We start from the raw sequence: 22,578 nt of genomic DNA, 5'->3' as shown, positions 1-22,578 counted from the left end.
CAATCCGTGGGAACCACCAAATCGTCACCTGGGATGTGTGCACGACCGACAGGTGCCGCGATTAGGCTGTCCTCGTGACTGACACTGCCAATGACGCTCAGAAGACGGCCACACCGCCCACCACGCCCGTCCCCGTGAGTCCCGCCGCCGAACAGCAGGGCGCGACCGCGACGCTGACGTTCCCGGGTGGCACGGCGGAGTTCCCGATCCTGCAGAGCGTCGACGGCGCGTCCGCGATCGACATCTCGACCTTCAAGAAGCAGACCGGGATGAACACGCTCGACTACGGGTTCGTGAACACCGGTGCGACGAAGAGCGCGATCACCTACATCGACGGCGACCAGGGGATCCTGCGCTACCGCGGGTACCCGATCGACCAGATCGCCGGCAACTGCACCTTCCTCGAGGTCGCGTGGCTCCTGATCTACGGCGAGCTGCCGACCCCCACCGAGCTCGAGCAGTTCGACGCCCGCATCCGTCGGCACACCCTGCTGCACGAAGACCTCCGCCGCCTGTTCGACGCCCTGCCGCACTCGGCGCACCCGATGTCCGTGCTCTCGAGCGCCGTGAGCGCCCTGTCCACGTACTACGAGGACGACATGGACGTCGACGACCCCGAGAAGGTCGAGCTGCAGACCGTCCGGCTCCTCGCCAAGCTCCCGGTCATCGCGGCGTACGCCCACAAGAAGGCCATCGGGCAGGCGTTCCTGTACCCGGACAACTCGCTGTCGTTCGTCGACAACTTCCTGCGGCTGAACTTCGGCACCATGGCCGAGACCTACAAGCCCAACCCGGTGCTCTCGAAAGCGCTCGAGCGGCTCCTGATCCTGCACGAGGACCACGAGCAGAACGCCTCGACCTCGACGGTGCGCATGGTCGGCTCGACGAAGGCGAACATGTTCGCCTCGATCTCGGCCGGCATCAACGCCCTGTACGGCCCGCTGCACGGCGGTGCGAACGAGGCCGTGCTCGAGATGCTCCAGCAGATCAAGGACTCGGGCGAGCCCGTGACGCGCTTCGTCGAGCGGGTGAAGAACAAGGAGCAGGGCGTCAAGCTCATGGGCTTCGGGCACCGCGTCTACAAGAACTACGACCCGCGCGCGAAGCTCGTCAAGGAGTCCGCGCACGAGGTCCTCGAGTCCCTCGGCGTGCAGGACGACCTGCTCGACATCGCGATGGAACTCGAGCAGATCGCACTCGAGGACGAGTACTTCGTCAGCCGCAAGCTCTACCCGAACGTCGACTTCTACACCGGCATCATCTACAAGGCGATGGGCTTCCCGCCGCGGATGTTCACCGTCCTGTTCGCCATCGGTCGCCTGCCGGGCTGGATCGCCCAGTGGCGCGAGCTGAACAACGACCCGCTCAACAAGATCGGTCGCCCCCAGCAGCTCTACGTGGGTGCACCCGAGCGCGACGTCCCCGCGCGCTGATCGACCCCGAGCGCCCCGCCCCACGGTTCCGTGGCGCGGGGCGCTCGTGCGTGCGCGCCGCGTGCCGCCGTCCGGCGGGACGCGCCACTCGCCTCCGCCGAGTGGTCGCGAACGGTCGTCCGGCGGGTGTCGAAACGACGGTTCGTGCGCCCTCGGTGCGCGCAGGCGGCGTGTTGTGACCACTCGCGGGGCTCTGGACGCGACGGCCTGGAGGCGACGGCCTGGAGGCCCGGTGGCGGTCTCGGGGACCGGCACCGGGCCTCCCGTGCGTGCGTGTCGGGCGCGGGGCGGCGGGGCGCGCCGCTCACCATTGCCGAGTGGTCGCGAACGGTCGTCCGGCGGGTGTCGAAACGACGATTCGTGCGCCCTCGGCGCCCGCGGACGGCGTGTTGTGACCACTCGCGGGGCGGGTTGGGGCTCTGGATGCGACGGCCTGGAGGCCCGGTGCCGGTCTCGTGGACCGGCACCGGGCCTCCAGGCGGGTGCGTCGGTGGGAGCGCGATCGTGGGCCGCGCCACTCGCCTCCGCCGAGTGGTCGCGGACTGTCGTCCGGCGGGTGTCGAACCGACGGTTCGTGCGCCCTCGGAGCGCGCGGACGGTGTGTTGTGACCACTCGCGGGGCGGGTTGCGGCCCTGGACGCGACCGCCTGGAGGCCCGGTGGCGGTCTCGTGGACCGGCACCGGGCCTCCGTGCGGGCGTGTCGGGCGCGGGGCGGCGGGGCGCGCCGCTCACCTCCGCCGAGTGGTCGCGAACTGTCGTCCGGCGGGTGCCGGAGCGACAGTTCGTGCGCCCTCGGCGCGCGCAGGCGGCGCGTCGTGACCGCTGGCCGAGCGCTACGCGTGCAGCGCGGTGTTCAGCTGGATGCCCTCGCCCTTGCGCTGCAGTGCCTCGACGGCGCCGCTGATGCTGTTGCGGCGGAACAGGATGTTCGGGGTGCCGGAGAGCTCCGCGGCCTTGACGGTCTTCGGGGTGCCGTCGGGGTTCGGTGCCGCGCCGACCAGCACCACCTTCGTGCCGGCCGTGACGTAGAGACCGGCCTCGATGACGGAGTCGTCACCGAGCGAGATGCCGAGGCCCGCGTTCGCGCCGAGCAGCGCGCGCTCGCCGAGCGAGACACGGTGCGTGCCGCCGCCGGACAGGGTGCCCATGATCGAGGCGCCGCCGCCGATGTCGGTGCCGTTGCCGACGACGACGCCCTGCGAGACGCGGCCCTCGATCATGGCGTCACCGAGGGTGCCGGCGTTGAAGTTCACGAAGCCCTCGTGCATGACGGTCGTGCCCGGCGCCAGGTGTGCGCCGAGGCGGACGCGGTTGGCGTCGCCGATGCGGACGCGGTCCGGCACGACGTAGTCGAGCAGGCGCGGGAACTTGTCGATGGCGTGCACGGCGATGCCGGCGCGCTGCAGGGACGGGCGCAGGCGCGTCAGGGACTCGGGGTGCACCGGGCCGGCGTTCGTCCACGCGACGATCGGCAGGTGGCCGAAGACACCGTCGAGGGAGACCTCGTTCGGGCGGACGTGCAGGTGGCTCAGCAGGTGCAGGCGGAGGTACGCGTCCGGGGTGCTCGTCGGGCCGGCGTCGATCGTGATCTCGGTGGTGACGGCCTCGATCCGGACCTCGCGGCGGGGGTCGTCACCGACGTGCGCCTGCAGCTCGGCGGGGAACACGGCGTCGGAGGGCAGTGCCCCGAGGTGCGTCTCCGGGTACCAGGTGTCGAGCGTCGTGCCGTCGGCGGCGATCGTCGCGAGGCCGTGGCCCCAGGCGTGGGTCGGGCGGTCGGTGGCAGTCGTGTCGGTCACGGCTCCAGGGTACCGAGCGCCGGTCCGCGGGCACCGTCCGTCCGGACTGCCGGGGCGGTGCGGTCGCCGACCGTCCTGCCTGTTGGGTCGGCGGGTTCCCGACCGTCCGGACTGCCGGGGCGGTGCGAGGGACGGCCGGTAGGCTGCCCGCATGCCGGAGCACCTCGACCTCACCGCCTCGTCCATCGACATCACCCGTGCCATCTGCGACATCGAGTCGGTGTCCGGGAACGAGCAGGCCCTCGCCGACGCGATCGAGGCCGTGCTCGCACCGCTGCCGCACCTCGAGGTGATCCGCGACGGCGACGCGATCGTGGCGCGGACGAACCTGGGCCGCGACCGCCGCGTCGTCATCGCCGGTCACATCGACACGGTGCCGCTCAACGACAACCTGCCGACCGAGTTCCGGACCGCCGAGGACGGCACCGAGATCCTCTGGGGCCGCGGCACCGTCGACATGAAGGCCGGCTGCGCGGTGCAGCTCAAGCTCGCGTACGACCTGGTCGACCCCTCGGTCGACGTCACGTGGGTCTGGTACGACCACGAGGAGGTCAGCGACGCCCTGAACGGCCTCGGCCGCCTGGCCCGGACGCGACCCGAACTCCTCACCGCCGACTTCGCGATCCTGGGCGAGCCGTCCGGGGCGCAGATCGAGGGTGGCTGCAACGGCAACCTCCGCGCCGAGATCCGCACGTTCGGCAAGCGATCGCACAGCGCCCGGAGCTGGATCGGCGACAACGCGATCCACAAGACCGCCCCGATCCTGGCCACCCTGGCCGCGTACGAACCGCGGACCGTGACGGTCGACGGGCTCGAGTACCGCGAGGGCCTGAACGCGGTCGGCATCAGCGGCGGCATCGCGGGCAACATCATCCCCGACGAGGCGATGGTGCACGTGAACTACCGGTTCGCCCCCTCGCGCTCGGCCGACGAAGCCGTCGCCCACATCCGCGAGCTGTTCGCCGGGTACGAGGTCACGATCGTCGACCTCGCCGCCGGTGCCCGCCCCGGACTCGACGCCCCGCTCGCGCAGGACTTCGTCGCGGCCGTCGGCGGACCGGAGCCCCGTCCGAAGTACGGCTGGACCGACGTCGCACGCTTCTCGGCGCTCGGGGTCCCCGCGGTCAACTACGGCCCCGGCGAGCCGGTCTTCGCCCACCACGACGACGAGCAGGTCCCGGTCGCGCAGATCACCGCGGTCGAGGCCGGGCTGCGTCGGTGGCTGACGGCCTGACGACGGCGGGGGCCACCCGGAGGACCCCTGCCCGGAACCGCTGGCGGGCCCGGTACCGGGTCGTCCCGTGGTGGGTGCGCATCACGGTCGTGTACGTGCTGGCGCGGCTCGTCACGGGCGCCATGATGCTCGCCTTCGCCCGCGTGCAGGCGGCGAACTCGTTCACCGTGCAGAGCCCGGGCTACCTGTCGTTCGCGTCGATCTGGGACGGTGCCTGGTACCGCGTGATCGCCACGGGCGGGTACCCGTCGACGCTGCCCGTCGACGCCGCCGGGCACGTGACCGAGAACGCGTGGGCGTTCATGCCCGCGTACCCGTTCCTGGTGCGCGCGCTCACGCTGCTCACCGGAGCATCGTTCGAGTTCGTCGCGGTCTCGGTGTCGTTGCTCGCCGGACTCGGGGCCGCGCTGGTGTTCCGCCGCCTCATGGGACGGTTCCTCGACCCCGCACGGGCGACGTTCGCCACGGTGCTGTTCTGCGTCGCACCGGTGTCGGCGATGTTCCAGGTGGCCTACGCGGAGTCGATGGGCCTGTTCCTGCTGCTCGTCGCGCTGCTGCTCATGGTGGATCGACGGTGGTGGGCGATGCTGCCCGTCGTGCTCCTGCTCGGCATGACCCGACCGACGGGGCTCGCCTTCGCGTTCCTGGTGGTGCTCTTCGTGGTCGCGTGGGCGATCCGCCCGGCGTGGGTGCGCTCGTCGGAACCGCTGACCCTCCGCCGGCTCGTCCCACCAGCGGTGGTCGCCACGGTGTCGGGTCTGGTCGGTCTGGCGTGGCCGGCGATCGCGTGGGCGGTCACCGGGGCGCCGAAGGCCTACACGGACACCGAGCTCGCCTGGCGGTCGTCGTACATCGGGTGGAAGGAACTCGTGCCGTTCGCGCCGTGGGTGCAGGGGTTCGGGTGGTGGTTCGGGCAGCCGGCCGGCGCGGTGCTGCTCGTCGTCGTGCTCATCGGGTTCGCCGCGTTCGTGTGCATGCCCGCTGCGCGCCGGATCGGCATCGAGCTCCGACTCTGGGGCGTGGCGTACCTGGTGTACCTGCTGGCGGTGTTCTTCCCGCAGTCGAGCACTTGGCGCATCCTCGTGCCGATCGCACCGCTGCTCGGGATCGTGGCGCTGCCGCGGTCGCGGGTGTACCGCGTGGCCGTCGTCGTCGCGTTCGTCGGGCTGCAGTGGGTCTGGCTGTACTACACGTGGTGGGTCGACGGCTACGACTGGACCCCGCCGTGATCGATGCGGGGCGCCGGAGGCCCGTGGATCCGCGCTCTGCGGAGCATCCGGACGGCACATCCGACACCCCCAACCTGGGCGGTTTCGCAGTTGCCCCCTCCATACGGGATAATGGGGCTGCATTTACTGCACGAAAGGGGACATCTGATGGCAGCCATGAAGCCGAGGACCGGTGACGGGCCGATGGAGGCTGTTAAGGAGGGTCGACTCATCATCGTGCGGGTTCCGCTCGAAGGTGGAGGCCGCCTGGTCGTCTCGGTCAACGATGCCGAGGCCAAGGAACTCCACGACGCACTCGCTGAGGTCGTCTCGGCCTAGTACGTCGAAGCACCAGAACGGAAGGCCCGGAGCGCGTACGCTCTGGGCCTTCCGTCTGCCCGCCGGTAGCGGGCGTCCACACGCGGTGTCGGTCGGCTCCGGCAGGATGGGGCCGTGCCGAGGACCCACCTGCCCATCCGACGCGTCGAGGAGTACCGCGACCCGGACCCGATGCCGCGCGACGAGTGGCCGGCCACGCTCCCGCCGATCCGGCAGCTGCTCGACGAGGGCCTCGACCTGGACCCGGTGACGGTGTTCGTCGGGGACAACGGTGTCGGCAAGTCGACCCTGATCGAGGCCATCGCGCTCGCGTTCGGGATGTCCCCGGAAGGCGGCTCGACCGGGGCACACCACTCGACCCGTCCGTCCGAGTCGGACCTGTGGCAGCACATCGCCCTGCGACGTGACTTCGGTGCGCCCCGCGGTGGTTTCTTCCTGCGTGCTGAGACGATGCACGGCTTCTTCACCTACCTCGAGGAGCACCCGAACCGCAGTCGCCCCGAGCCGGTGTTCCACGAGCGCAGCCACGGCGAGGCATTCCTGGACTTCGTCATCGACCGGGCGCGTTGGCCCGGCCTCTGGATCCTCGACGAGCCGGAGTCCGCCCTGTCGTTCTCGGGCTGCCTCACCCTGATCGCACTGTTGCGCTCGATCGTCGAGAGCGGCGTCGGCCAGGTCGTGCTCTCGACCCACTCACCCGTGCTCGCCGCGTTCCCGGGCGCGACGATCCACGAGGTCGGCGAGTGGGGCCTGCGGCGCACCGAGTGGCGCGACCTCGACCTGGTGCGGAACCAGCGGGCGTTCCTCGAGTCCCCGGAGCGGTACCTGCGGCACCTCGACTGACCTGCGCGAGCGCCGGCGGGTCGAGCGCTAGTTGGTGACCTTCGTCAACTGCAGCAGCCCGTCGCCGGCGGGCGACAGCGCGCTGCGCACCGCACCCGAGGTCGACACCTCGGTCAGGAGCAGCCGGAAGTCCGTGGTGGCGCGGTCGCGCTTCACCGGGTCGGCCACGCGTCCGCGCCACAGGGCGTGCGGCACCAGGACGGTGCCACCCAGGCGGGCGAGCCGCAGACCGTGCTCGACGTACTCGATCACGTGCTCGGGGTCGGCGTCGACGAGGACGACGTCGTACGAGGCCTCGTTCATGCGGGGGAGCACCTGGTTCGCCCGACCGGGGATGAGCCGGATCCGTGCGGGAGCGGTGCCGGCGCTGATGTAGGCGTCGCGGGCGAACTGCTGGTGGTCGACCTCGACGTCGATCGTCGTCAGGGTCGCGTTCGGGGCGCCGGCGAGCAGGTACAGGCCGGAGACCCCGAGGCCGGTGCCGATCTCGATGATGCTCGTGGCTCGCGAGGCTGCGGCGATGACCCCGATCTGCGCACCGATCGCGGGCGAGATCGCTTCGACCCCGAGTTCCAGGGAGTGCTCACGAGCACGGGCGATCGCCTCGGTCTCCGAGACGATGTCCTCGGCGAACTTCCAGTTCGACTCTTTCTCTGACACGCACACTCCGTTCGGGAGACAACTCTAGAGGTGCAACGCAGCAGCACGCGTTAGGCTCGCTCGCGTGGACATCCCGCTCGACAAGATCCTGATCATCGGGGTCATCGGCGTCCTCTTGCTCGGGCCGCAGCGCCTGCCGATGTACGCCCAGAAGCTGGCCGAGTTCGTCAAGGCCGTCCGTCGGTTCGCCGACACCGCGAAGGAGCGGATGCGCGACGAGATGGGCCCCGAGTTCGACGACATCGAGTGGCAGAAACTCGACCCGCGCCAGTACGACCCGCGCCGCATCATCCGAGACGCCCTGCTCGACTCCGGTTCCAGTGCGGCCGCCGTGCAGACCGCGCAGGTGACGGCCTCCAAGGTTCGCGCGACGGCTCCCGTCGTGCCCCTGGCCGCCGGTGAACCGGCACCCTTCGACGCCGAGGCGACCTGACGCCCGTCACGTCCCCACCTGACGGATTGGAGGCCCGGTGCCAGCTGGCACCGGGCCTCCAATCCGTCAGGGGGGTTGCGTCGTCAGTCGCGGGTGGCGACGATCGTGTAGGTCGTGGGGATCCGGGCGCGGTCGTGTTCCGGCCAGGCCCACGAGCCGGTGTCGGTCTCGACCATGCGGGAGCTGAAGCGCCACGGCAGGGTCCGGCAGGCCTGCACCCGTCAGATAGCTTCGAAAGACCCCGCTTCTCCGCGAGCGATTTCGAGGCTGGCAGCAGCGGCGATGGCGGCAACGTTCTCGTCGAGACCGAACGTGATCATGGCAGCGTTGGCCATCGCTTCTTCCTGCGTCGTGAATTCACTGCGACGTAGGCCCTCCAGCCACAAGCGCAGTACCGATGGCTCGAAAACGCTTGCATGGGGGCCGTCGGCGACGAGTCGTCCAAGCAACGCTTCAAGTTCGCCTGACCCCGGCGAGGCTTGAATCAAACGCGCCGCATCCATTGCCGCAGACAGAGTTGCGGGGAGACCTTCTGTGCCTGTCCAGTCTTCCATTGCCGGTGAGAAAATGAGTCGAGGATCAAATAGGACGCAAAGTCGAAGAATACCTGCAGTGGAATTCTCGAGAGCGGCCCCGTAGAGTGCAAGCGCAAGACTCTCGTTTGGCTCTGGCCGAGAAATACGAGACGCGGCAAGTTTCGCAAGGTAATCAGACTCGATTAATTCAGGTGAAGCGATCGATCCTAGCCAGTCGATCCACAATGCGCCGCTGAGGGGAGTCGCTAGGGGAATTGGAGAGGCCAGGAGGTTCATGGTAAATCGGTCGAGGGCTCGCTGGCTTTCGTGAAGAACAACAGCGTCGAGATCGCCATCCGCGTTGTCGATGATCGCTCGCGAAGATAGTGATGCCATGAAATGCAACAGATCAAGGTAAGTGGCTCGCAGTGAGATATGAGACGTTGAGGCTGATACCTCGGAGAGTATCTCGCAGTCGCGGATTGCGGCAGCCAAGCTCTCTGCGTCGTATGGGGAACTTGCCTCAAAAGATCCACCGTGGAGTAGAATGGCGTCTAGGCGGTCCTCCAGCGAGTATTTGTCGTCGAGAGGATGTGTACCACTGTGCTCGAGTTGAACCCCGTTAGCTACAGCACGGTCCTCTGCGGCAGTCCACTCCTCGATGGAACCCAGTACTCCATTTCGGACCGCTGAAGTGATGCCGTCCAGGTAGTCCATGTTCGCACCGTCATCGCCTACGCACCACTTCAGCAACCCCTCGACGAGCCAGCTGTGCCGGATCTGCAGGCTCGCAAGCGACGGATTCTTCGCGAGCGAGGCGAGTACAACGGCGACTCCGTCCGCTGTGTCGGCACGCGCAGCAGCTCGAACGTAACTCCACTCCGAGCCGGGCAAATTTTCAAGCGCAGGGTGCTTAAGTGGCCTCGCGCAATCCAGAACGCGTCGCAGAACTATCGACAGTTGAAGAGAGTGTTCTCCGTGCAGCACCTCTATCCGGTCGGAATCGACTGCCGGGCTACAGGAAATCTTGAGTCGTGACAGGAGGTTACTCGGCAGATTTTCGGGATCAGCGTAACCGACGATCGAATTCTGTTCACCGAGGAAATTTGACGGCTGTAAATCCTCGAGCAAGCTACTCGCGGCTTCGTCCATTGTGAGAGAATGTTGTCCCCAGGCGAATTTGACGAGATGGGCTTGTGCAGAAGGCATCGCGTTCTCGAAGTGGGAATTCACCGCAGCTGCCGATTCCTCATCGCCAGCCGCTGCCTCGCGCGCGAAATAGCTCAAAGCGCCGAATGAGGCAGGCTCGCCGAGTCGCATGAGGCGGCTCGCTTCAGCTCGAACGACCTTCCTAGCGTGCCCTTCTGGAAGCCGCTCAAGACCAGCGAGAAGACGAAGGTCGACAGCGGATAGCAGCGAGCCGGCCCGAGCTGCAAGAGTGCGTGCGTACTTAGGCTGGTTCGCGCAGGACCCATCTAGGAGAATGTCCAGAGCGAGCCTCCCACCGCTTCTGTTAACGGAGTGAGCAGGGCTGGCCGAGTCTAGATCTGCGCAAAGGTGGTCGACGCCTGGCTTCAAGAGTTCCTTCTCGAAGAAGATCCGACCAACCGCAAAGAGAATGACATTCCGCCAATGCGGTACTAGTGAGCGCAACCGCAAGTGATCGAGAACCGAGCTCTCGGGACAGTCTAGGACAACGTGCTCGGCTGCCATGAACTCTTGGATAGAGCGAATCTCGAACCCTATTGACTCTGCGGAAAGGCGCGCGAGGAATACAAGGCGCTCGGTGGCTAGGGAGAGAATGCGGTCCGTGAGGTGTTTTGCCTCGCCTGGCGAGTGCTCCATCTCGAGGAGGCGCTCTTCGACAATCGACGCAAAGTCTCGTGTAGTGAGACTGGCGCTGGCGCGTCCGGATTGCGCGCTGCTTTCCTGAAGCAGGATTCCCACTTTTCGATGCAGATAATTGATGTCCGACGTGTATTGTCTGAGCAGTTGTGCAAGTTCACCGGGCTTCTCCTGCTCGCGTTGCATGATCACCTGGTAGTAGTTCCAGAAGAGCTGCCAGCGGTCACCGGGAGTGTGGCCTAGCCGCTCCAGCAAAATTGCGAGAATGGTTACCTGTAAGGGTGATTCAAAGAGTCGTCGGGTGGCATCGACTCTCACGGCCTTTCTGAGTTCGCGGTTCGTGCGGTCGTTGGCCGCTGTGTTCGCGCCATTGCGTGCGGTGAGGAACTCTTCGGCGTACCCCAGTGCTTCGGACGGAGAAAGCGGTGCGAGGTGAATATTGCGGGATCTGCTAAATTCGTTGGAGTACCCCTGAGGGCGCGTCGTTGCGACGAAATGTACGTCTGCTCCGACGGTATTCGCGTGCGATACCAAATCGGCGACGGACTGCAGTACAGCTTGTCGGTCGCTCGTTGCTGGAACTTCGTCGAATCCGTCGAGGATCACGAGCCAGGGGTGATCCTCCATCCACTTTGAAAGGTCCCCTGAGGTGACGGGCTGCCCGGCCTGACTTATCTCTGCGGCGAGAAAGTCCAGTACCGTTTTGGTTTCTCCCGCTGCTAGGCTGTCCGCGAACTCGCTCAGGACTATTCGGGCAGGCCAGCGTCGGCTAGCGATATGAAGGGAGTTGTGTTCCTGTCGACGCTCGATATCGGCTGCAATTTTTGAGGTCTCTGCGTCATTTATTACCGTGGAACCTCCAAGAAAAGCCGCACGGTATGACAGTGCAATGAATTGACTGACCGTGCTTTTGCCCTGGCCGGGGCCCCCGATCAGGACATGGAAGTTAGAGCCGGTGGGGCGTTGGTTCGAATGACTGTCAAACGTGTCAAAGAGGTGAGCGGTAACGCGCGGCTCTCTTTGTAGTGTATCAATCCCGATGTATGGAAGGTCCATGTAGACAGCCGAGATTGGTAGGGGGGTGTCCTTTGCTTCGCCGGCTTGCCCCAATTTGAGGCGGTGCTCTCGCCTCATTTGATTTGCGGCATGTAGCTGCAATGCGAGGTCGAAACGTTCGGAGAATCGCGAAGGTTCCAACAGGTTGAAGAGGACGTCGCCTGGCGTCACCAGCGCGCGATATGCCCGACGCACTTCGCCATGCTTGTCGAGCAAAAGGCGAAGGTCGTCGTAATCCCAAATCCTCCAGCCGGTCAACCTGAGACCCTGTCGGCTGAATTCTGCTCCAAGCCATTTGGCAATCTCGTCCTTGCCCCCGCCGTCGGCTGCACTTAAGCGAACATTGGTGGAGACGAGATAAAATTCTGGTAGCTTCCTCGATTTTGAAGCTCTATGAGCGCTCCACCGTGCTATTTCTTCTCGCAGCTGTCGCTTCAGCCAAGTCAGATTACTCGCTGGTGCTTCTGGAAATTCACGGTGTTTGGCTTGGAGTACGGAGTACCCCCGCCAGTCTCCGTGCGTGGACAGTGCAATATCCCCTCCGGTCCATGTCGCTTCGCGACCTCCGTCGGCGCCAGCCCCGAATGTACTGACTCGCGCACCCACTTCAGCAGCAGTCAGACTCTGCGAGAGATGTTCGAACTGCTTGTTCCCTAGACGGTCAAGGTCATAGTCCATCTCGATATATTGTCGGGTTCTCTGGAGAGCGCGCGTGTTGGTTGAGGTATCCGCGTTTTCGGGAGCCTAGGACAGCGACAACCCGAGCTTCCGGCCGGCGAGCCCGCGTCCCATCGTGGTGATCCGGTCGGCGATCGCCGTCAGGGCCACGGCGGACGGGTCCTCCGGGGCACCGAGCACCACCGGGACGCCTGCGTCACCGCCCTCGCGCAGCGGCACGGACAGCGGCACGCTGCCGAGCACCGGGACGGGGGCGTCCTGCCCGCGGGAGAGCCGTGCGGCGGTCTCGGCGCCACCACCCTCGCCGAACAGGTGCAGCACCGAGCCGTCGGGCTGCACGAGCCCCGCCATGTTCTCGACCACGCCGATGACCCGCTGCCCGGTCTGCCGGGCGACGATCCCGCTGCGCTCGGCGACGTCGGCCGCGGCGGCCTGCGGGGTCGTGACGACCAGGACCTCGGCGTGCGGCAGCAACTGCCCCACCGAGATCGCGACGTCGCCGGTGCCCGGGGGCAGGTCGAGCAGCAGGACGTCGAGGTCGCCGAAGAACACGTCGGTCAGGAACTGGTTCACGGTGCGGTGCAGCATCGGTCCGCGCCACGACACCGCGGTCGAGACGTCGTCGACGAACATGCCGATCGAGACGACCTTCACGTCGTGCGCCACCGGCGGCAGGATCATGCTGTCCACGCGGGTCGGGCGGGGTGCGACCCCGTGCTCGTCGGTCAGACCCATCAGGCCGGGGACGCTGAAGCCGTGCACATCGACGTCGACGACCCCGACCCGCAGGCCCCGGCGGGCGAGCGCGACGGCGAGGTTCACGGTGACGGTGGACTTGCCGACGCCACCCTTGCCGCTCGTGACGGCGATGACGCGCGTGAGCGAGTCCGGGGTGAACTGGACGCCCTTGGGACGGCCGGCTCGCAGCCGCTCGGTCAGCGCGGCACGAGTGGCCGGGTCCATCACGGACACGTCGACGTCGACTGCGACGACCCCCGGGACGGACCCGGCGGCGGCGCGGACGTCGCGCTCGATGGTGTCGGCGGCGGGGCATCCCACGATCGTGAGCTGCAGGTCGACGCGCACCGCGCCTCCTGGCTGCACGTCGACACCACGGATCATGTCGAGCTCCGTGACGGGGCGGCGGATCTCGGGGTCGATGACGCGGTCGAGCGCGGCGAGGACCGCCGTGCCGAGCTGTTCGTCGGTGGGGACGGCGTCAGCCACGGGTGGAGCTGTCGTGTTCGTCCGCGTACCCGGCCTCGTCGGCGTCGCGGCGGTCGAGCTCCTCGAGCAGGGAGCGGAGCTCAGCGCGGATGAAGTCCTTCGACGCCATGTCCCGCATCGCCAGGCGCAGGGCAACGACCTCGCGGGCCAGGTACTCGGTGTCGGCCAGGTTGCGTTCGGCACGCTGGCGGTCCTGCTCGAACTGCACGCGGTCGCGGTCGTCCTGCCGGTTCTGCGCGAGCAGGATCAGCGGGGCGGCGTACGAGGCCTGCAGCGAGAGCACGAGCGTCAGAGCCGTGAAGCCGATGGCCGCCGAGTCGAACTGCCACGGCTTCGGCGCCAGGGTGTTGTAGCCCATCCAGACCACGCAGAACAGCGTGAGACCGATGAGGAACCACGGCGTGCCCATCCCGCGAGCGATGCCCTCGGTCGCACGACCGAAGGTGTCCCCGCGACCACGGCGGCGGCTGGGGAGCACACGCGTGCGCATGCCCTTGGGGGAGTCGAGCCGGACCTCTTGGCGGTCACGGTCGCGACGGTTGTCATCCGTTCGGGCCACGGGTGGTCCTCCTTCCCGTCGTCACGGGTGTCCTGCGCGGGCGTTGGCGTGGAAGCGGTGAGGGTTCCCCCTCGCCCTGACTTCGCCAGTCGTCCGGCAGGACGTGGTCGAGGACATCGTCGATCGTCACCACCCCGACGAGACGGTGGGCGTCGTCGACCACGGGGACGGACAGCAGGTTGTAGGTCGCCATGATGCGGGTGACCTCGGCGGCGCTCGCGTCGACCCGGACCGGTTCGGTCTGCTGGTCGATGAGCGTGCCGAGCCGCTCGTTCGGCGGGTAGCGGAGCATCCGCTGGAAGTGCACGAGTCCGAGGAACCGACCGGTCGGTGGCTCGTACGGCGGCAGGGTGACGCAGACGGCGGCGCCGAGCACCGGTGCGAGCTCGTGGCGGCGGACCAGCGCGAGGCCCTCGGCCACGGTGGCGTCGGCCGAGACGATCACCGGTTCGGTGGTCATCAGACCACCGGCGGTGTCCGGCTCGTACTCCAGGAGCATGCGGACGTCCTGCGCCTCCTCCGGCTCCATGAGCTGCAGGAGGGCTTCACTCCGCTCGTCGGAGAACTGGGCGAGGACGTCGGCCGCGTCGTCCGGCTGCATCTGGTCGAGGACGTCGGCGGCACGGGCGTCGACCAGCCGGGTGAGGATCTCGATGCGCTCCTGGTCGGGCATCTCCTCGAGCACGTCGGCGAGGCGGTCGTCGGGGAGTTCCTCGGCGACCTCGAACCGGCGCTCGGCGGGCAGGTCGAGCAGCGTCGACGCGAGGTCGGCGGGCAGCAGGTCGGAGTAAGCGGCGATGACGTGCTCGGCGGACTGGGCCTCGCCGGGGAGCTCGTCCTCGGTGACCTCGTTCCAGGTCGCGAACGTCGTGGGGCCCTTGCCGAACGGCGACGGGGTGGTCTTCGGCTTGCGGAGGAAGAGCTGCGCGACCTCCCAGTCGCCCTGCCCGCGGTCCTCGATCGCGACGTCCTCGATGGTGGCGCGGATCCGCTGGTTCTTGATGAGCACCTTGCGGCCGAGCATCTCGGCGATGACGCGGACCTCGCCGCCACGCTGCTCGAAGCGGCGCATGTTCACGAGGCCGGTCGTGATGACCTGCCCGGCACCGATGGAGGTGATGCGGCCGATGCTCACGAAGATGCGGCGCTTGCCGGGCACCTCGACGATGAGCCCGACGACGTGCGGGGGATCGGCCCGGCGGTAGACGACCAGGACGTCCCGGACCCTGCCGACGCGGTCGCCCGCGGGGTCGAAGACGGAGCACCCGGCGAGGCGGGCGACGAAGACCTTCGTGGCGCTCACCCGACCCAGCGTAGTCGCTCGGGTGTGCGCGTTCGCTCGCGCCGCCGACGGCACCGGTCGGTGGCTTCCGATCGGCTGCTTCCCTGAGAGTGCACGTGCGATTGCAAGGTGTGCGGTGAATGATGGCTGTGTGAGCAATCAGAGCCCCTTCGCCGGCAGGACCGCCCAGGCGTTCCCGACGCTGCCCAAGGGCGACGTCCTGGGAACGTACGACAGCTACCCCGACGCACAGCGCGTGGTGGCGAAGCTGGCCGAGGCCGACTTCCCCGTCAACCAGCTCTCGATCGTCGGCAACGACCTGAAGACGGTCGAGCGGGTCACCGGCAAGATGACCTACGGCCGTGCCGCCATCGCCGGTGCGCTGTCCGGCCTGTGGCTCGGCATCTTCTTCGGCATCGTGCTCACGCTCTTCTCGCCGAGCGCCGGAGGTCTGATCCTGGCGGCCGCGATCATCGGTGCCGCGTTCGGCATGCTCTACGGCATCGTCTCGTTCGCGATCACGAAGCGGCAGCGCGACTTCACGAGCGTGCACCAGGTGCTCGCCACGAACTACCAGATCGTCGTCAACCCGCAGCTGACCGGGCAGGCGCAGCGCATCCTCGGTGAGCACGGGGCGACCCCGTCCACGCACTGGAACGACGCTCCCCAGCAGCAGCAGCAGCAGCAGCAGCAGTGGCGTCCGGGCCCCGGTGGGGTCCCGCCGCAGCAGCAGTCGCCGTACGGCGGGCACGCCACACCGCACCAGCAGCCGGGAGGCCCGCAACACCCCGGCACGTCGGCCCCCGGCGCGCAGACGGGTGCGCCTTCGGGCCCGCCGCGCTACGGCACGAACGACGGACCCCGGTACGGGGAGACCCCCGAGACGGCTGCCGCCCCCGCGGCCCCGCCGGTGCCGGAGCGTCGACCCGAGGAGCCGCCGCGCTACGGCGAGCGGGTCGCCGGTGCCACGCCGCCGGAGCCCTCGTCGTCGTCCTCGCCGGATGCGCCGCGCGAGGGCGACAGGGACAGCGACCGCCGCTAGCCGCGCTCCGGCTGGCGCGACCGGCCTTCGTCTTCGGGTTGTGCGCGATCGGATCGTGGTCGGGTCGCGCGAGATCGCTCGACACGCCGTTCATGTCCGCCGAGGTCGCAGGAACTGTCGCCGCCGAGCTCCGCGGGCGGCACTTCGCGCGACCTCGGCGGCGCCGGGTGGTCGTCCGGACGGTCGGGCGGTCGCAACACCCCGCGCGCACGGCCTCGAGCGGTCGGAGATCGTCGTTCGGCGCCGGCCCAGACGACGGTTCGTGACCGCTCGACCTCGGGCCGACGGCACGTCGTGACCGAGAGCCGAGCGGGCTCGGGCGCGGGCGGGCTTGCTCGCGGCGCGGCGCGCTCCGGGCAGGCTCGCGCCGGCTAGAGGACCTTCGAGAAGCAGACCGACAGGGGCGCCCCGACGTACGGCCCGAAGTTCGCGATCCGCCGGAACCCCTCGCGCTGGTAGAACCCGACGGCGCGCTGCTGCTCCGTGCCCGTCTCGAGGACGAGCGCCGGGGACCCGAGGTCGAGCGCCGCTTCTTCCAGCCGGCGCAGCAACGCAGCCGCGGCGCCGGACCCGCGGGACTCCGGCCGGACGTACATCCGCTTGATCTCGGCGATGCCGTCGTCGACGATGCGCAGGCCCCCGCACCCCAGGGGAGTCCCGGACTCGTCCCGTGCGACGAAGAACACCGCGATCGACTCGGCGGTCGGCTTCTCACCCGGTTCGGTGTCGCCGCCGTGCGCCCGGTCGATCTCCAGGCGCTGGGCGGCACGGAGTCGCTGGGCGTCGGGGGAGTCGAAGTGCTCGACCTCGATCGAGATGGTGTTCGGGGAGGCCTCGGGCATGGTCACCCGATCAGGCTAGCGGCCCGAGCGGGCGATCCACCCCTCCACTTCCGAGGGGGTCCGGGGGATGCCGACCGACAGGTTCTCGGCGCCGTCCTCGGTCACCAGGATGTCGTCCTCGATGCGGACACCGATGCCGCGGAACTCCTCCGGGACGGTCAGGTCGTCCTGCTGGAAGTACAGTCCGGGCTCGATCGTGAAGACCATGCCGGCCTGCACGGTGCCGTCGAGGTACATCTCGCGGCGGGCCTTCGCGCAGTCGTGCACGTCGAGCCCGAGGTGGTGGCTCGTGCCGTGCACCATGTAGCGACGGTGGAACTGGTTGTCCGGCTCGAGCGACTCGGCGGCAGAGACCGGCAGGAAGCCCCACTCGGCGGTCTTGCGCGCGATGACCTCCATCGCGGTGGCGTGCACCTGGCGGAACGTGATGCCCGGCTTGACGATCGCGAACGCGGCGTCGGCGGCCTCGAGCACGGCTTCGTAGACCATCCGCTGCACGGGGGAGAACGTGCCGCTCACCGGCAGCGTGCGGGTGATGTCGGCGGTGTAGAACGAGTCGACCTCGACCCCGGCGTCGATGAGGATGAGGTCGCCCGGCTGCACGGCACCGTCGTTGCGCGTCCAGTGCAGGATGCAGGCGTGGTGGCCCGAGGCGGCGATGGTGTCGTAGCCCACGGTGTTGCCGTCGGCGCGCGCCCGGCGGTTGAACGTGCCCTCGACGATGCGCTCACCGCGCGGGTGCGCGAGCACGGCGTCGAAGTCGCCGATGACGTCGTCGAACCCGTGCTTCGTGGCGTCGACGGCCTTGCGGAGCTCACGGACCTCGTACGCGTCCTTGACCAGTCGCAGCTCGGACAGGTCGCGGGCGAGCAGGTCGTCGGTGGCCGGCGACCCCTCGGTCTCGTCCGCGCCACCGATGGCCGCGCCGATGCGGGCGTCGAGGGAACGGGTCAGGTCGTCGTCGGCTTCACGCACGAGCAGCGCCGATGCGTCGAGTGCATCGGCGACGGCCGTGAACGCCCCGAGGTCGGCGGTGGCCAGTCCGAGGTCGGCGGCGACGGCGTCGAGCGAGGGGCGCGGCCCGACCCAGAACTCCCCGATCTCGGGGTTGGCGTAGAACTCTTCCGAGTCGCGGCCCGCGGTGGCGCGGAAGTACAGCGTGGCGTCGTGGCCGGAGCCGTTCGGCGTCATCACGAGCACGGAGCCGACGACGGTGTCGGTGCCCCAGCCGGTCAGGTGCGCGAAGGTGGAGTGCGGGCGGAACGGGTAGTCGCAGTCGTTCGAGCGGACCTTGGCCTGCCCGGCCGGCACCACGATCGTGCGGCCCGGGTGCAGCTCGGAGATGCGCGCGCGACGCTCGGCGGCGAACGCGGCCTGCTCGCGGGGCTCGGGCTGCGCTTCCGAGCGCTCGGCCCACTGCGACCCGATGAAGTCCTTGAAGGTCGAGGACCCGGGGGTCGTGGATCGGTTGCTCGTCGCGCGGGGAGTCGTGTCGGCCATGCGTCCATCATCGCACCGCCGGGCGACACCCGGCCTGTGCGGCCGCTCACCTGTGGATAGCATTGGCCACGTGCCAGACCCGTTCATCGACCTGCACGCGCACTCCAGTGTCTCCGACGGCACCGAGCGTCCCGCGGAGCTCGTCCGAGCGGCCGCGGCCGCCGGACTCGACGCCGTCGCGCTGACCGACCACGACACGACCGCGGGGTGGGCGGACGCCACGGCCGCGGCGCACGAGCTGCCCCTGACCCTGCTGCCGGGCCTCGAGCTGAGCACGCGCATCGGCTACCGCAGCGTGCACGTGCTCGGCTACCTTGTGGACCCCGAACACCCCGGACTGGTCGAGGAGACGACCCGGATCCGCGACGGCCGGCTGTCCCGCGCGCACCGCATGGTCGACCGCATCGCCGAGGACCACCCGATCACCTGGGCGGACGTCCTGGCCCAGTCCAGCCCCGGTGCCACGATCGGCCGTCCGCACATCGCCGACGCCCTGGTCGCCCGCGGGCTCGAGTCCGACCGGTCCGCGGCGTTCCGCGGCATCCTGCACCCGGCGTCCGGCTACTACGAACCCCACGAGGCACCGTCGCCCCTGCGCGGCGTCGAACTCATCCGGCAGGCCGGCGGCGTGCCCGTCATCGCGCACCCGGCGGCGTCCTCGCGCGGGATCGTCATCGACGAGCCGATGCTCCGCGACCTGGTCGACGCCGGGCTCGGCGGGCTCGAGGTCGACCACCGCGAGAACCTGGCACACGGCAAGCGCACCCTGCTCGACTGGGCGACGCGCTACGGCCTGTTCGTCACCGGTTCGAGCGACTACCACGGCACCGGCAAGCCGAACCGGCTGGGGGAGCACCGCACCGCACGCGTCTCGTTCGACGCGATCGTGTCCGAGGCGACGGGCAGCGCTCCCGTGGTCGGACCCGGCTCGCGCCTGGCCTGACGCGTCGCGTCGTCCCACCGAAGCGACAGATCTCGGTCGGCGCGGCTTGACCCATCCGCGAAAGCGACAGATACCCGCTGACAGTTCGCGGCGATCTGTCGCCCTCGCGGGGCAGTCGGCGGGCGGGGACGACGAAGGGCCCGTCGCGTCAGCGACGGGCCCTTCGGTCTGGAGGCGCTACTCGCCGTCCGACGTGCCCTGCGGTGCCGAGGCGGTCGCCGAGGCATCGCCGGTGCCGGCTCCGCGACGGCGGCGACGGCGACGACGCTTCGCGGCACCGTCGGTGGTGGAACCACCTTCGACGGCCGAGCCGTCCTCGGTGCCCGCCGCGGTGGTGGGGGCGACCGACTCGGTGGCCGGAGCCTGCGGGGCGGACTGCTCCGAGCCTCCTGACCGGGTGCGGCTGCGCGACCGCGAACGCGACGCGTCACGCGAACCCGAACCCGATGCCGGGCGGTCGCTGCTGCGCTTCTCGACGGGGGCGCCAGCCGAGGCGGCGTGCGACGACGAGCCGGGCAGACGGCCCTTGGTGCCCTTGGGGATGTCGAGTTCCTCGAACAGGTGGGGCGACGACGAGTAGGTCTCGACGGGCTCGGGGATGCCGAACTCGAGCGCCTTGTCGATCAGCGTCCACTTGTGCAGGTCGTCCCAGTCGACGAACGTGACCGCGATGCCGGTCTTGCCGGCGCGGCCGGTGCGGCCGGCGCGGTGCAGGTACGTGTCCGGGTCGTCCGGGATCGTGTGGTTGATCACGTGCGTGACGTCGTCCACGTCGATGCCGCGGGCGGCGACGTCGGTGGCGATGAGCACGTCGCGCTTGCCGGCCTTGAACGCCGCCATCGCGCGCTCGCGCTGCTCCTGGTTGAGGTCGCCGTGCACCGCTGCGGCGTTGAACCCGCGGTCCTTCAGCTCCTCGACGAGCTTCGCCGCGGCACGCTTGGTGCGGGTGAAGATCACGGTCTTGCCGCGGCCCTCGGCCTGGAGGATGCGGGCGATGACCTCGTCCTTGTCCAGGGAGTGCGCACGGTAGATGAGGTGCTTGATGTTGGCCTGCATGAGGCCCTCGTCCGGGTCGGTCGCCCGGATGTGCACCGGACGGCTCATGAACCGGCGGGCGAGCGCGACGATCGGCGCGGGCATCGTCGCCGAGAACAGCATCGTGTGCCGCACCTCGGGGACGGCCTGGAAGATGCGCTCGATGTCCGACAGGAACCCGAGGTCGAGCATGCGGTCGGCCTCGTCGAGCACGACCTCCTGCACGTGGGAGAGGTCGAGCAGCCGCTGCCGCTGCAGGTCGATGAGCCGCCCGGGCGTGCCGACGACGATCTGGGCACCGGCCTTGAGCTGCTCCACCTGGCCCTCGTAGGCCTTGCCGCCGTAGATCGAGACGACCGTGGTCGGACGGTTCGAGGCCGCGAGTTCGAGGTCCTCGGTGACCTGGACCGCGAGTTCACGGGTCGGGACGACGACGAGCGCCTTCACGCCGTGCGCCGGATCGGCACCGAGTCGCTGGATCAGCGGCAGGCCGAAGCCGAGCGTCTTGCCGGTACCCGTCTTGGCTTGGCCGATGATGTCCTGGCCGGTCAGGCCGAGCGGGATGGTCTGTTCCTGGATCGGGAAGGGCTCGATGATGCCCTTGCCGGCCAGTGCATCGACGATGTCCTGGTCGATGTTGAGGTCTGAGAAAGTCAAAGAATCACCTTAGTTCTGGTGGAAGTCCGGGCCAGTCTACCGACGGGGCCGTCCTCCGGGGCGCGGCGGGGTGCTTCGGGGAGTCGGGCGGTCCGGTCCGGGCGCCGAGCGGGGCGACCGGCGGGTCCCACGGGGCGCGCCCTCTATGCTGGTCGGGTGGTGTCGTGGTGGAACCGGAAGCGCGCGGCGCAGCTCGCTGCAGCATGGCTCGCGTCGCGGAACCCGCGCGGAGCTGCGCAGGTCAAGCGGCTCGCGCTCGACGACGTCACCCCCGAGCTCGACGTCTACCTGGGGCAGGCCGCATACCTGCAGCTCTCCGTCTACGAGACGATGGGACGAGCCGGTGCTTCGGCACCGACGCTCTCCGGCCGTCTGGTCACCGGGGTCCTCGCGACCACGGCGCTCGAGCGGCACCGCACGATCGTGGCCGAGATCGAGCGCAGCGGCGGAGACCCGGCGGCGCTGATGGCCCCGCACCGCGAGGCGATCGACCTGTTCCTCGAACGGACGAGCGGCGCCGACTGGTACGAGTCGATGCTGACCGGCTACGTGACGGCCGGCATCCTGAACGACCTGTTCGGCAACCTGCTCCGCTCGCTGCCGCTCGACGTGCGGCAGCGGCTGCGGTCGGTGTTCGACGCGCGCGAGGAAGCGGCGGTCGTCGAGGAGCTGACGGCTCACATCGAGGACGACCCGCAGATCGGTTCGCGTCTGGCGATGTGGGGACGCCGTCTGGTGGGCGACACCCTGCTCGTCGCCCGGTCGGCGCTGGCGTCGCACGCCCGCGAGGACCAGGAGCGGCTCGAGCCGGTCTGGACCGAACTCATCGCCGCGCACACCCGACGGATGGACGCGCTCGGGCTGACGGCCTGAGCGGTCGAGCGTCAGTCGCCGCGCGTCTGAGTTGCTCGAGCGTCAGGCGCCGCGCGTCTTGAGCTGCTCGTAGTACTCGGCGTCGCGCTTGTCGCGCTGCGTGCCGAGGAGCCACTCGATGACGAGGGCGATCGCGCCGGACCCCACGAGGGCCACGACCCAGATCCAGGTGCCGTCATACCGCCACCCGGCCCAGGTCAGCGCTTCCCAGAGCACTGCTGCGGCGATGCCGCCGACCGCTGGGCCGACGAGCACGCCACGGTTCGACCGCCACGGCAGGATCACGTGCGCGACCGCACCGATGATGATGCCGCCGAGGACGGCGAAGAGCAGTTCCACGTCGTCAGGCGACGAAGCCGATGCGCCGTGCCTCTTCCGCGCCGACCTCGACGTACGCCAGGGCCGAGACGGGGACGATGAAGCGACGGCCCTTGTCGTCCTGCAGCGACAGGTGCGTCGACTTGGCGGTGAGCGCCTCGGACACGGCCTTCTCGACCTCGTCCGCGGTCTGGGCGGTCTCGAAGGCGATCTCGCGGGGGCTGTTGATGATGCCGATCTTGATGTCCACGAGCAC

20 protein-coding genes are annotated in these 22,578 nt (G+C 68.8%); 9 read left to right on the top strand and 11 right to left on the bottom strand.

From position 1 onward, the window contains the following. The first annotated feature begins 134 nt into the window (after positions 1–134). Positions 135–1,433, top strand: coding sequence for a citrate synthase (locus DEJ12_RS07615; RefSeq protein WP_111029554.1), 1,299 nt, complete (start codon positions 135–137; stop codon positions 1,431–1,433). 834 nt (positions 1,434–2,267) lie between these two features. Here the strand turns inward: DEJ12_RS07615 and dapD are convergent. Next, positions 2,268–3,233: a 2,3,4,5-tetrahydropyridine-2,6-dicarboxylate N-succinyltransferase gene (gene dapD / locus DEJ12_RS07610; protein WP_111029553.1), complete on the bottom strand. Its 966-nt coding sequence runs from the start codon at positions 3,231–3,233 to the stop codon at positions 2,268–2,270. Between the two features lie 151 nt (positions 3,234–3,384). On the opposite strand from dapD, the gene dapE reads away from it, so the two are divergent. The 4 genes from dapE to DEJ12_RS07590 all read left to right on the top strand — a co-directional run bounded on the left by dapE (position 3,385) and on the right by DEJ12_RS07590 (position 6,857). Continuing rightward, positions 3,385–4,467: a succinyl-diaminopimelate desuccinylase gene (dapE, locus tag DEJ12_RS07605; RefSeq protein WP_111029552.1), complete on the top strand. Its 1,083-nt coding sequence runs from the start codon at positions 3,385–3,387 to the stop codon at positions 4,465–4,467. Then, complete coding sequence (locus DEJ12_RS07600) at positions 4,452–5,696, top strand: hypothetical protein (RefSeq protein ID WP_111029551.1); 1,245 nt, start codon at positions 4,452–4,454, stop codon at positions 5,694–5,696. The genes dapE and DEJ12_RS07600 overlap by 16 nt, the downstream gene beginning before the upstream one ends. Positions 5,697–5,843: 147 nt before the next feature. Next, positions 5,844–6,014, top strand: coding sequence for a DUF3117 domain-containing protein (locus DEJ12_RS07595; protein ID WP_017887054.1), 171 nt, complete (start codon positions 5,844–5,846; stop codon positions 6,012–6,014). 114 nt (positions 6,015–6,128) lie between these two features. Beyond that, positions 6,129–6,857 (top strand): AAA family ATPase, encoded by a 729-nt coding sequence (locus DEJ12_RS07590; protein WP_111029550.1) that lies wholly within the window; start codon positions 6,129–6,131, stop codon positions 6,855–6,857. Positions 6,858–6,884: 27 nt separating this feature from the next. Here the strand turns inward: DEJ12_RS07590 and DEJ12_RS07585 are convergent, their stop codons facing one another. Further along, entirely contained in the window at positions 6,885–7,517 is a 633-nt protein-coding gene (locus tag DEJ12_RS07585) for an O-methyltransferase (RefSeq protein ID WP_017887052.1), read from the bottom strand. A 64-nt stretch (positions 7,518–7,581) separates the two neighbouring features. Here DEJ12_RS07585 and DEJ12_RS07580 point away from each other — a divergent pair, with 64 nt between their 5' ends. Continuing rightward, positions 7,582–7,950 carry a twin-arginine translocase TatA/TatE family subunit gene (locus DEJ12_RS07580; RefSeq protein ID WP_110894138.1) on the top strand — a complete coding sequence of 123 codons (369 nt, stop codon included), beginning with the start codon at positions 7,582–7,584 and terminating at the stop codon, positions 7,948–7,950. 221 nt (positions 7,951–8,171) lie between these two features. On the opposite strand, the gene DEJ12_RS17825 is transcribed toward DEJ12_RS07580, so the two are convergent. From DEJ12_RS17825 to DEJ12_RS07560, 4 genes are all read right to left on the bottom strand, one after another. Continuing rightward, the gene (locus tag DEJ12_RS17825) at positions 8,172–12,044 is read right to left on the bottom strand and encodes an NACHT domain-containing NTPase (RefSeq protein ID WP_146245553.1); all 3,873 of its coding nucleotides are present in this window, start codon (positions 12,042–12,044) and stop codon (positions 8,172–8,174) included. 66 nt (positions 12,045–12,110) lie between these two features. Next, positions 12,111–13,271: a P-loop NTPase gene (locus DEJ12_RS07570; protein ID WP_111029549.1), complete on the bottom strand. Its 1,161-nt coding sequence runs from the start codon at positions 13,269–13,271 to the stop codon at positions 12,111–12,113. Further along, a complete protein-coding gene (locus tag DEJ12_RS07565) occupies positions 13,264–13,761 on the bottom strand; it encodes a DUF1003 domain-containing protein (protein WP_042539423.1) in 498 nt (165 codons plus the stop codon). Before DEJ12_RS07565 ends, DEJ12_RS07570 begins: the two co-directional genes overlap by 8 nt. Positions 13,762–13,813: 52 nt before the next feature. After that, the gene (locus DEJ12_RS07560; RefSeq protein WP_027464574.1) at positions 13,814–15,133 is read right to left on the bottom strand and encodes a magnesium transporter MgtE N-terminal domain-containing protein; all 1,320 of its coding nucleotides are present in this window, start codon (positions 15,131–15,133) and stop codon (positions 13,814–13,816) included. A gap of 130 nt (positions 15,134–15,263) precedes the next feature. Here DEJ12_RS07560 and DEJ12_RS07555 point away from each other — a divergent pair, with 130 nt between their 5' ends. After that, positions 15,264–16,154, top strand: a complete 891-nt coding sequence (locus DEJ12_RS07555; protein WP_111029548.1) for a general stress protein — start codon at positions 15,264–15,266, stop codon at positions 16,152–16,154. Between the two features lie 371 nt (positions 16,155–16,525). Here DEJ12_RS07555 and DEJ12_RS07550 read toward each other — a convergent pair whose 3' ends face one another. Together DEJ12_RS07550 and DEJ12_RS07545 are read right to left on the bottom strand one after the other, a co-directional pair. Next, a complete protein-coding gene (locus DEJ12_RS07550) occupies positions 16,526–16,996 on the bottom strand; it encodes a GNAT family N-acetyltransferase (RefSeq protein WP_071405472.1) in 471 nt (156 codons plus the stop codon). Positions 16,997–17,011: 15 nt separating this feature from the next. Beyond that, positions 17,012–18,496 (bottom strand): aminopeptidase P family protein, encoded by a 1,485-nt coding sequence (locus DEJ12_RS07545; protein WP_111029547.1) that lies wholly within the window; start codon positions 18,494–18,496, stop codon positions 17,012–17,014. Positions 18,497–18,566: 70 nt separating this feature from the next. Between DEJ12_RS07545 and DEJ12_RS07540 the strand changes: the two genes are divergently transcribed. Next, positions 18,567–19,439: a PHP domain-containing protein gene (locus DEJ12_RS07540; protein WP_027464577.1), complete on the top strand. Its 873-nt coding sequence runs from the start codon at positions 18,567–18,569 to the stop codon at positions 19,437–19,439. Positions 19,440–19,616: 177 nt separating this feature from the next. On the opposite strand, the gene DEJ12_RS07535 is transcribed toward DEJ12_RS07540, so the two are convergent. Next, complete coding sequence (locus tag DEJ12_RS07535) at positions 19,617–21,131, bottom strand: DEAD/DEAH box helicase (protein ID WP_111029546.1); 1,515 nt, start codon at positions 21,129–21,131, stop codon at positions 19,617–19,619. Positions 21,132–21,290: 159 nt separating this feature from the next. On the opposite strand from DEJ12_RS07535, the gene DEJ12_RS07530 reads away from it, so the two are divergent. Beyond that, positions 21,291–22,004 (top strand): ferritin-like fold-containing protein, encoded by a 714-nt coding sequence (locus tag DEJ12_RS07530; protein ID WP_239001467.1) that lies wholly within the window; start codon positions 21,291–21,293, stop codon positions 22,002–22,004. A 42-nt stretch (positions 22,005–22,046) separates the two neighbouring features. Here DEJ12_RS07530 and DEJ12_RS07525 read toward each other — a convergent pair whose 3' ends face one another. Beyond that, on the bottom strand, positions 22,047–22,343 hold the full coding sequence (locus tag DEJ12_RS07525; RefSeq protein ID WP_111029545.1) for a hypothetical protein: 297 nt from the start codon (positions 22,341–22,343) through the stop codon (positions 22,047–22,049). Positions 22,344–22,347: 4 nt separating this feature from the next. Continuing rightward, positions 22,348–22,572: a DUF3107 domain-containing protein gene (locus tag DEJ12_RS07520; RefSeq protein WP_031259670.1), complete on the bottom strand. Its 225-nt coding sequence runs from the start codon at positions 22,570–22,572 to the stop codon at positions 22,348–22,350. Positions 22,573–22,578 lie beyond the last annotated feature (6 nt).

It is taken from the genome of Curtobacterium sp. MCLR17_059, assembly GCF_003234665.1.
Classification (GTDB): domain Bacteria; phylum Actinomycetota; class Actinomycetes; order Actinomycetales; family Microbacteriaceae; genus Curtobacterium; species Curtobacterium flaccumfaciens.
Note: the sequence above shows the minus strand (reverse complement) of the source record. Positions and strands in the feature narration are given on the sequence as shown.

Bases quoted from the DNA above. Each gene is read 5' to 3' on its own strand.
- DEJ12_RS07565 (WP_042539423.1), bottom strand. From the start codon at position 13,761: ATGCGCACGCGTGTGCTCCCCAGCCGCCGCCGTGGTCGCGGGGACACC.
- dapE (WP_111029552.1), top strand. From the start codon at position 3,385: ATGCCGGAGCACCTCGACCTCACCGCCTCGTCCATCGACATCACCCGT.
- DEJ12_RS07595 (WP_017887054.1), top strand. From the start codon at position 5,844: ATGGCAGCCATGAAGCCGAGGACCGGTGACGGGCCGATGGAGGCTGTT.
- DEJ12_RS07550 (WP_071405472.1), bottom strand. From the start codon at position 16,996: ATGCCCGAGGCCTCCCCGAACACCATCTCGATCGAGGTCGAGCACTTC.
- DEJ12_RS17825 (WP_146245553.1), bottom strand. From the start codon at position 12,044: ATGGACTATGACCTTGACCGTCTAGGGAACAAGCAGTTCGAACATCTC.
- DEJ12_RS07545 (WP_111029547.1), bottom strand. From the start codon at position 18,496: ATGGCCGACACGACTCCCCGCGCGACGAGCAACCGATCCACGACCCCC.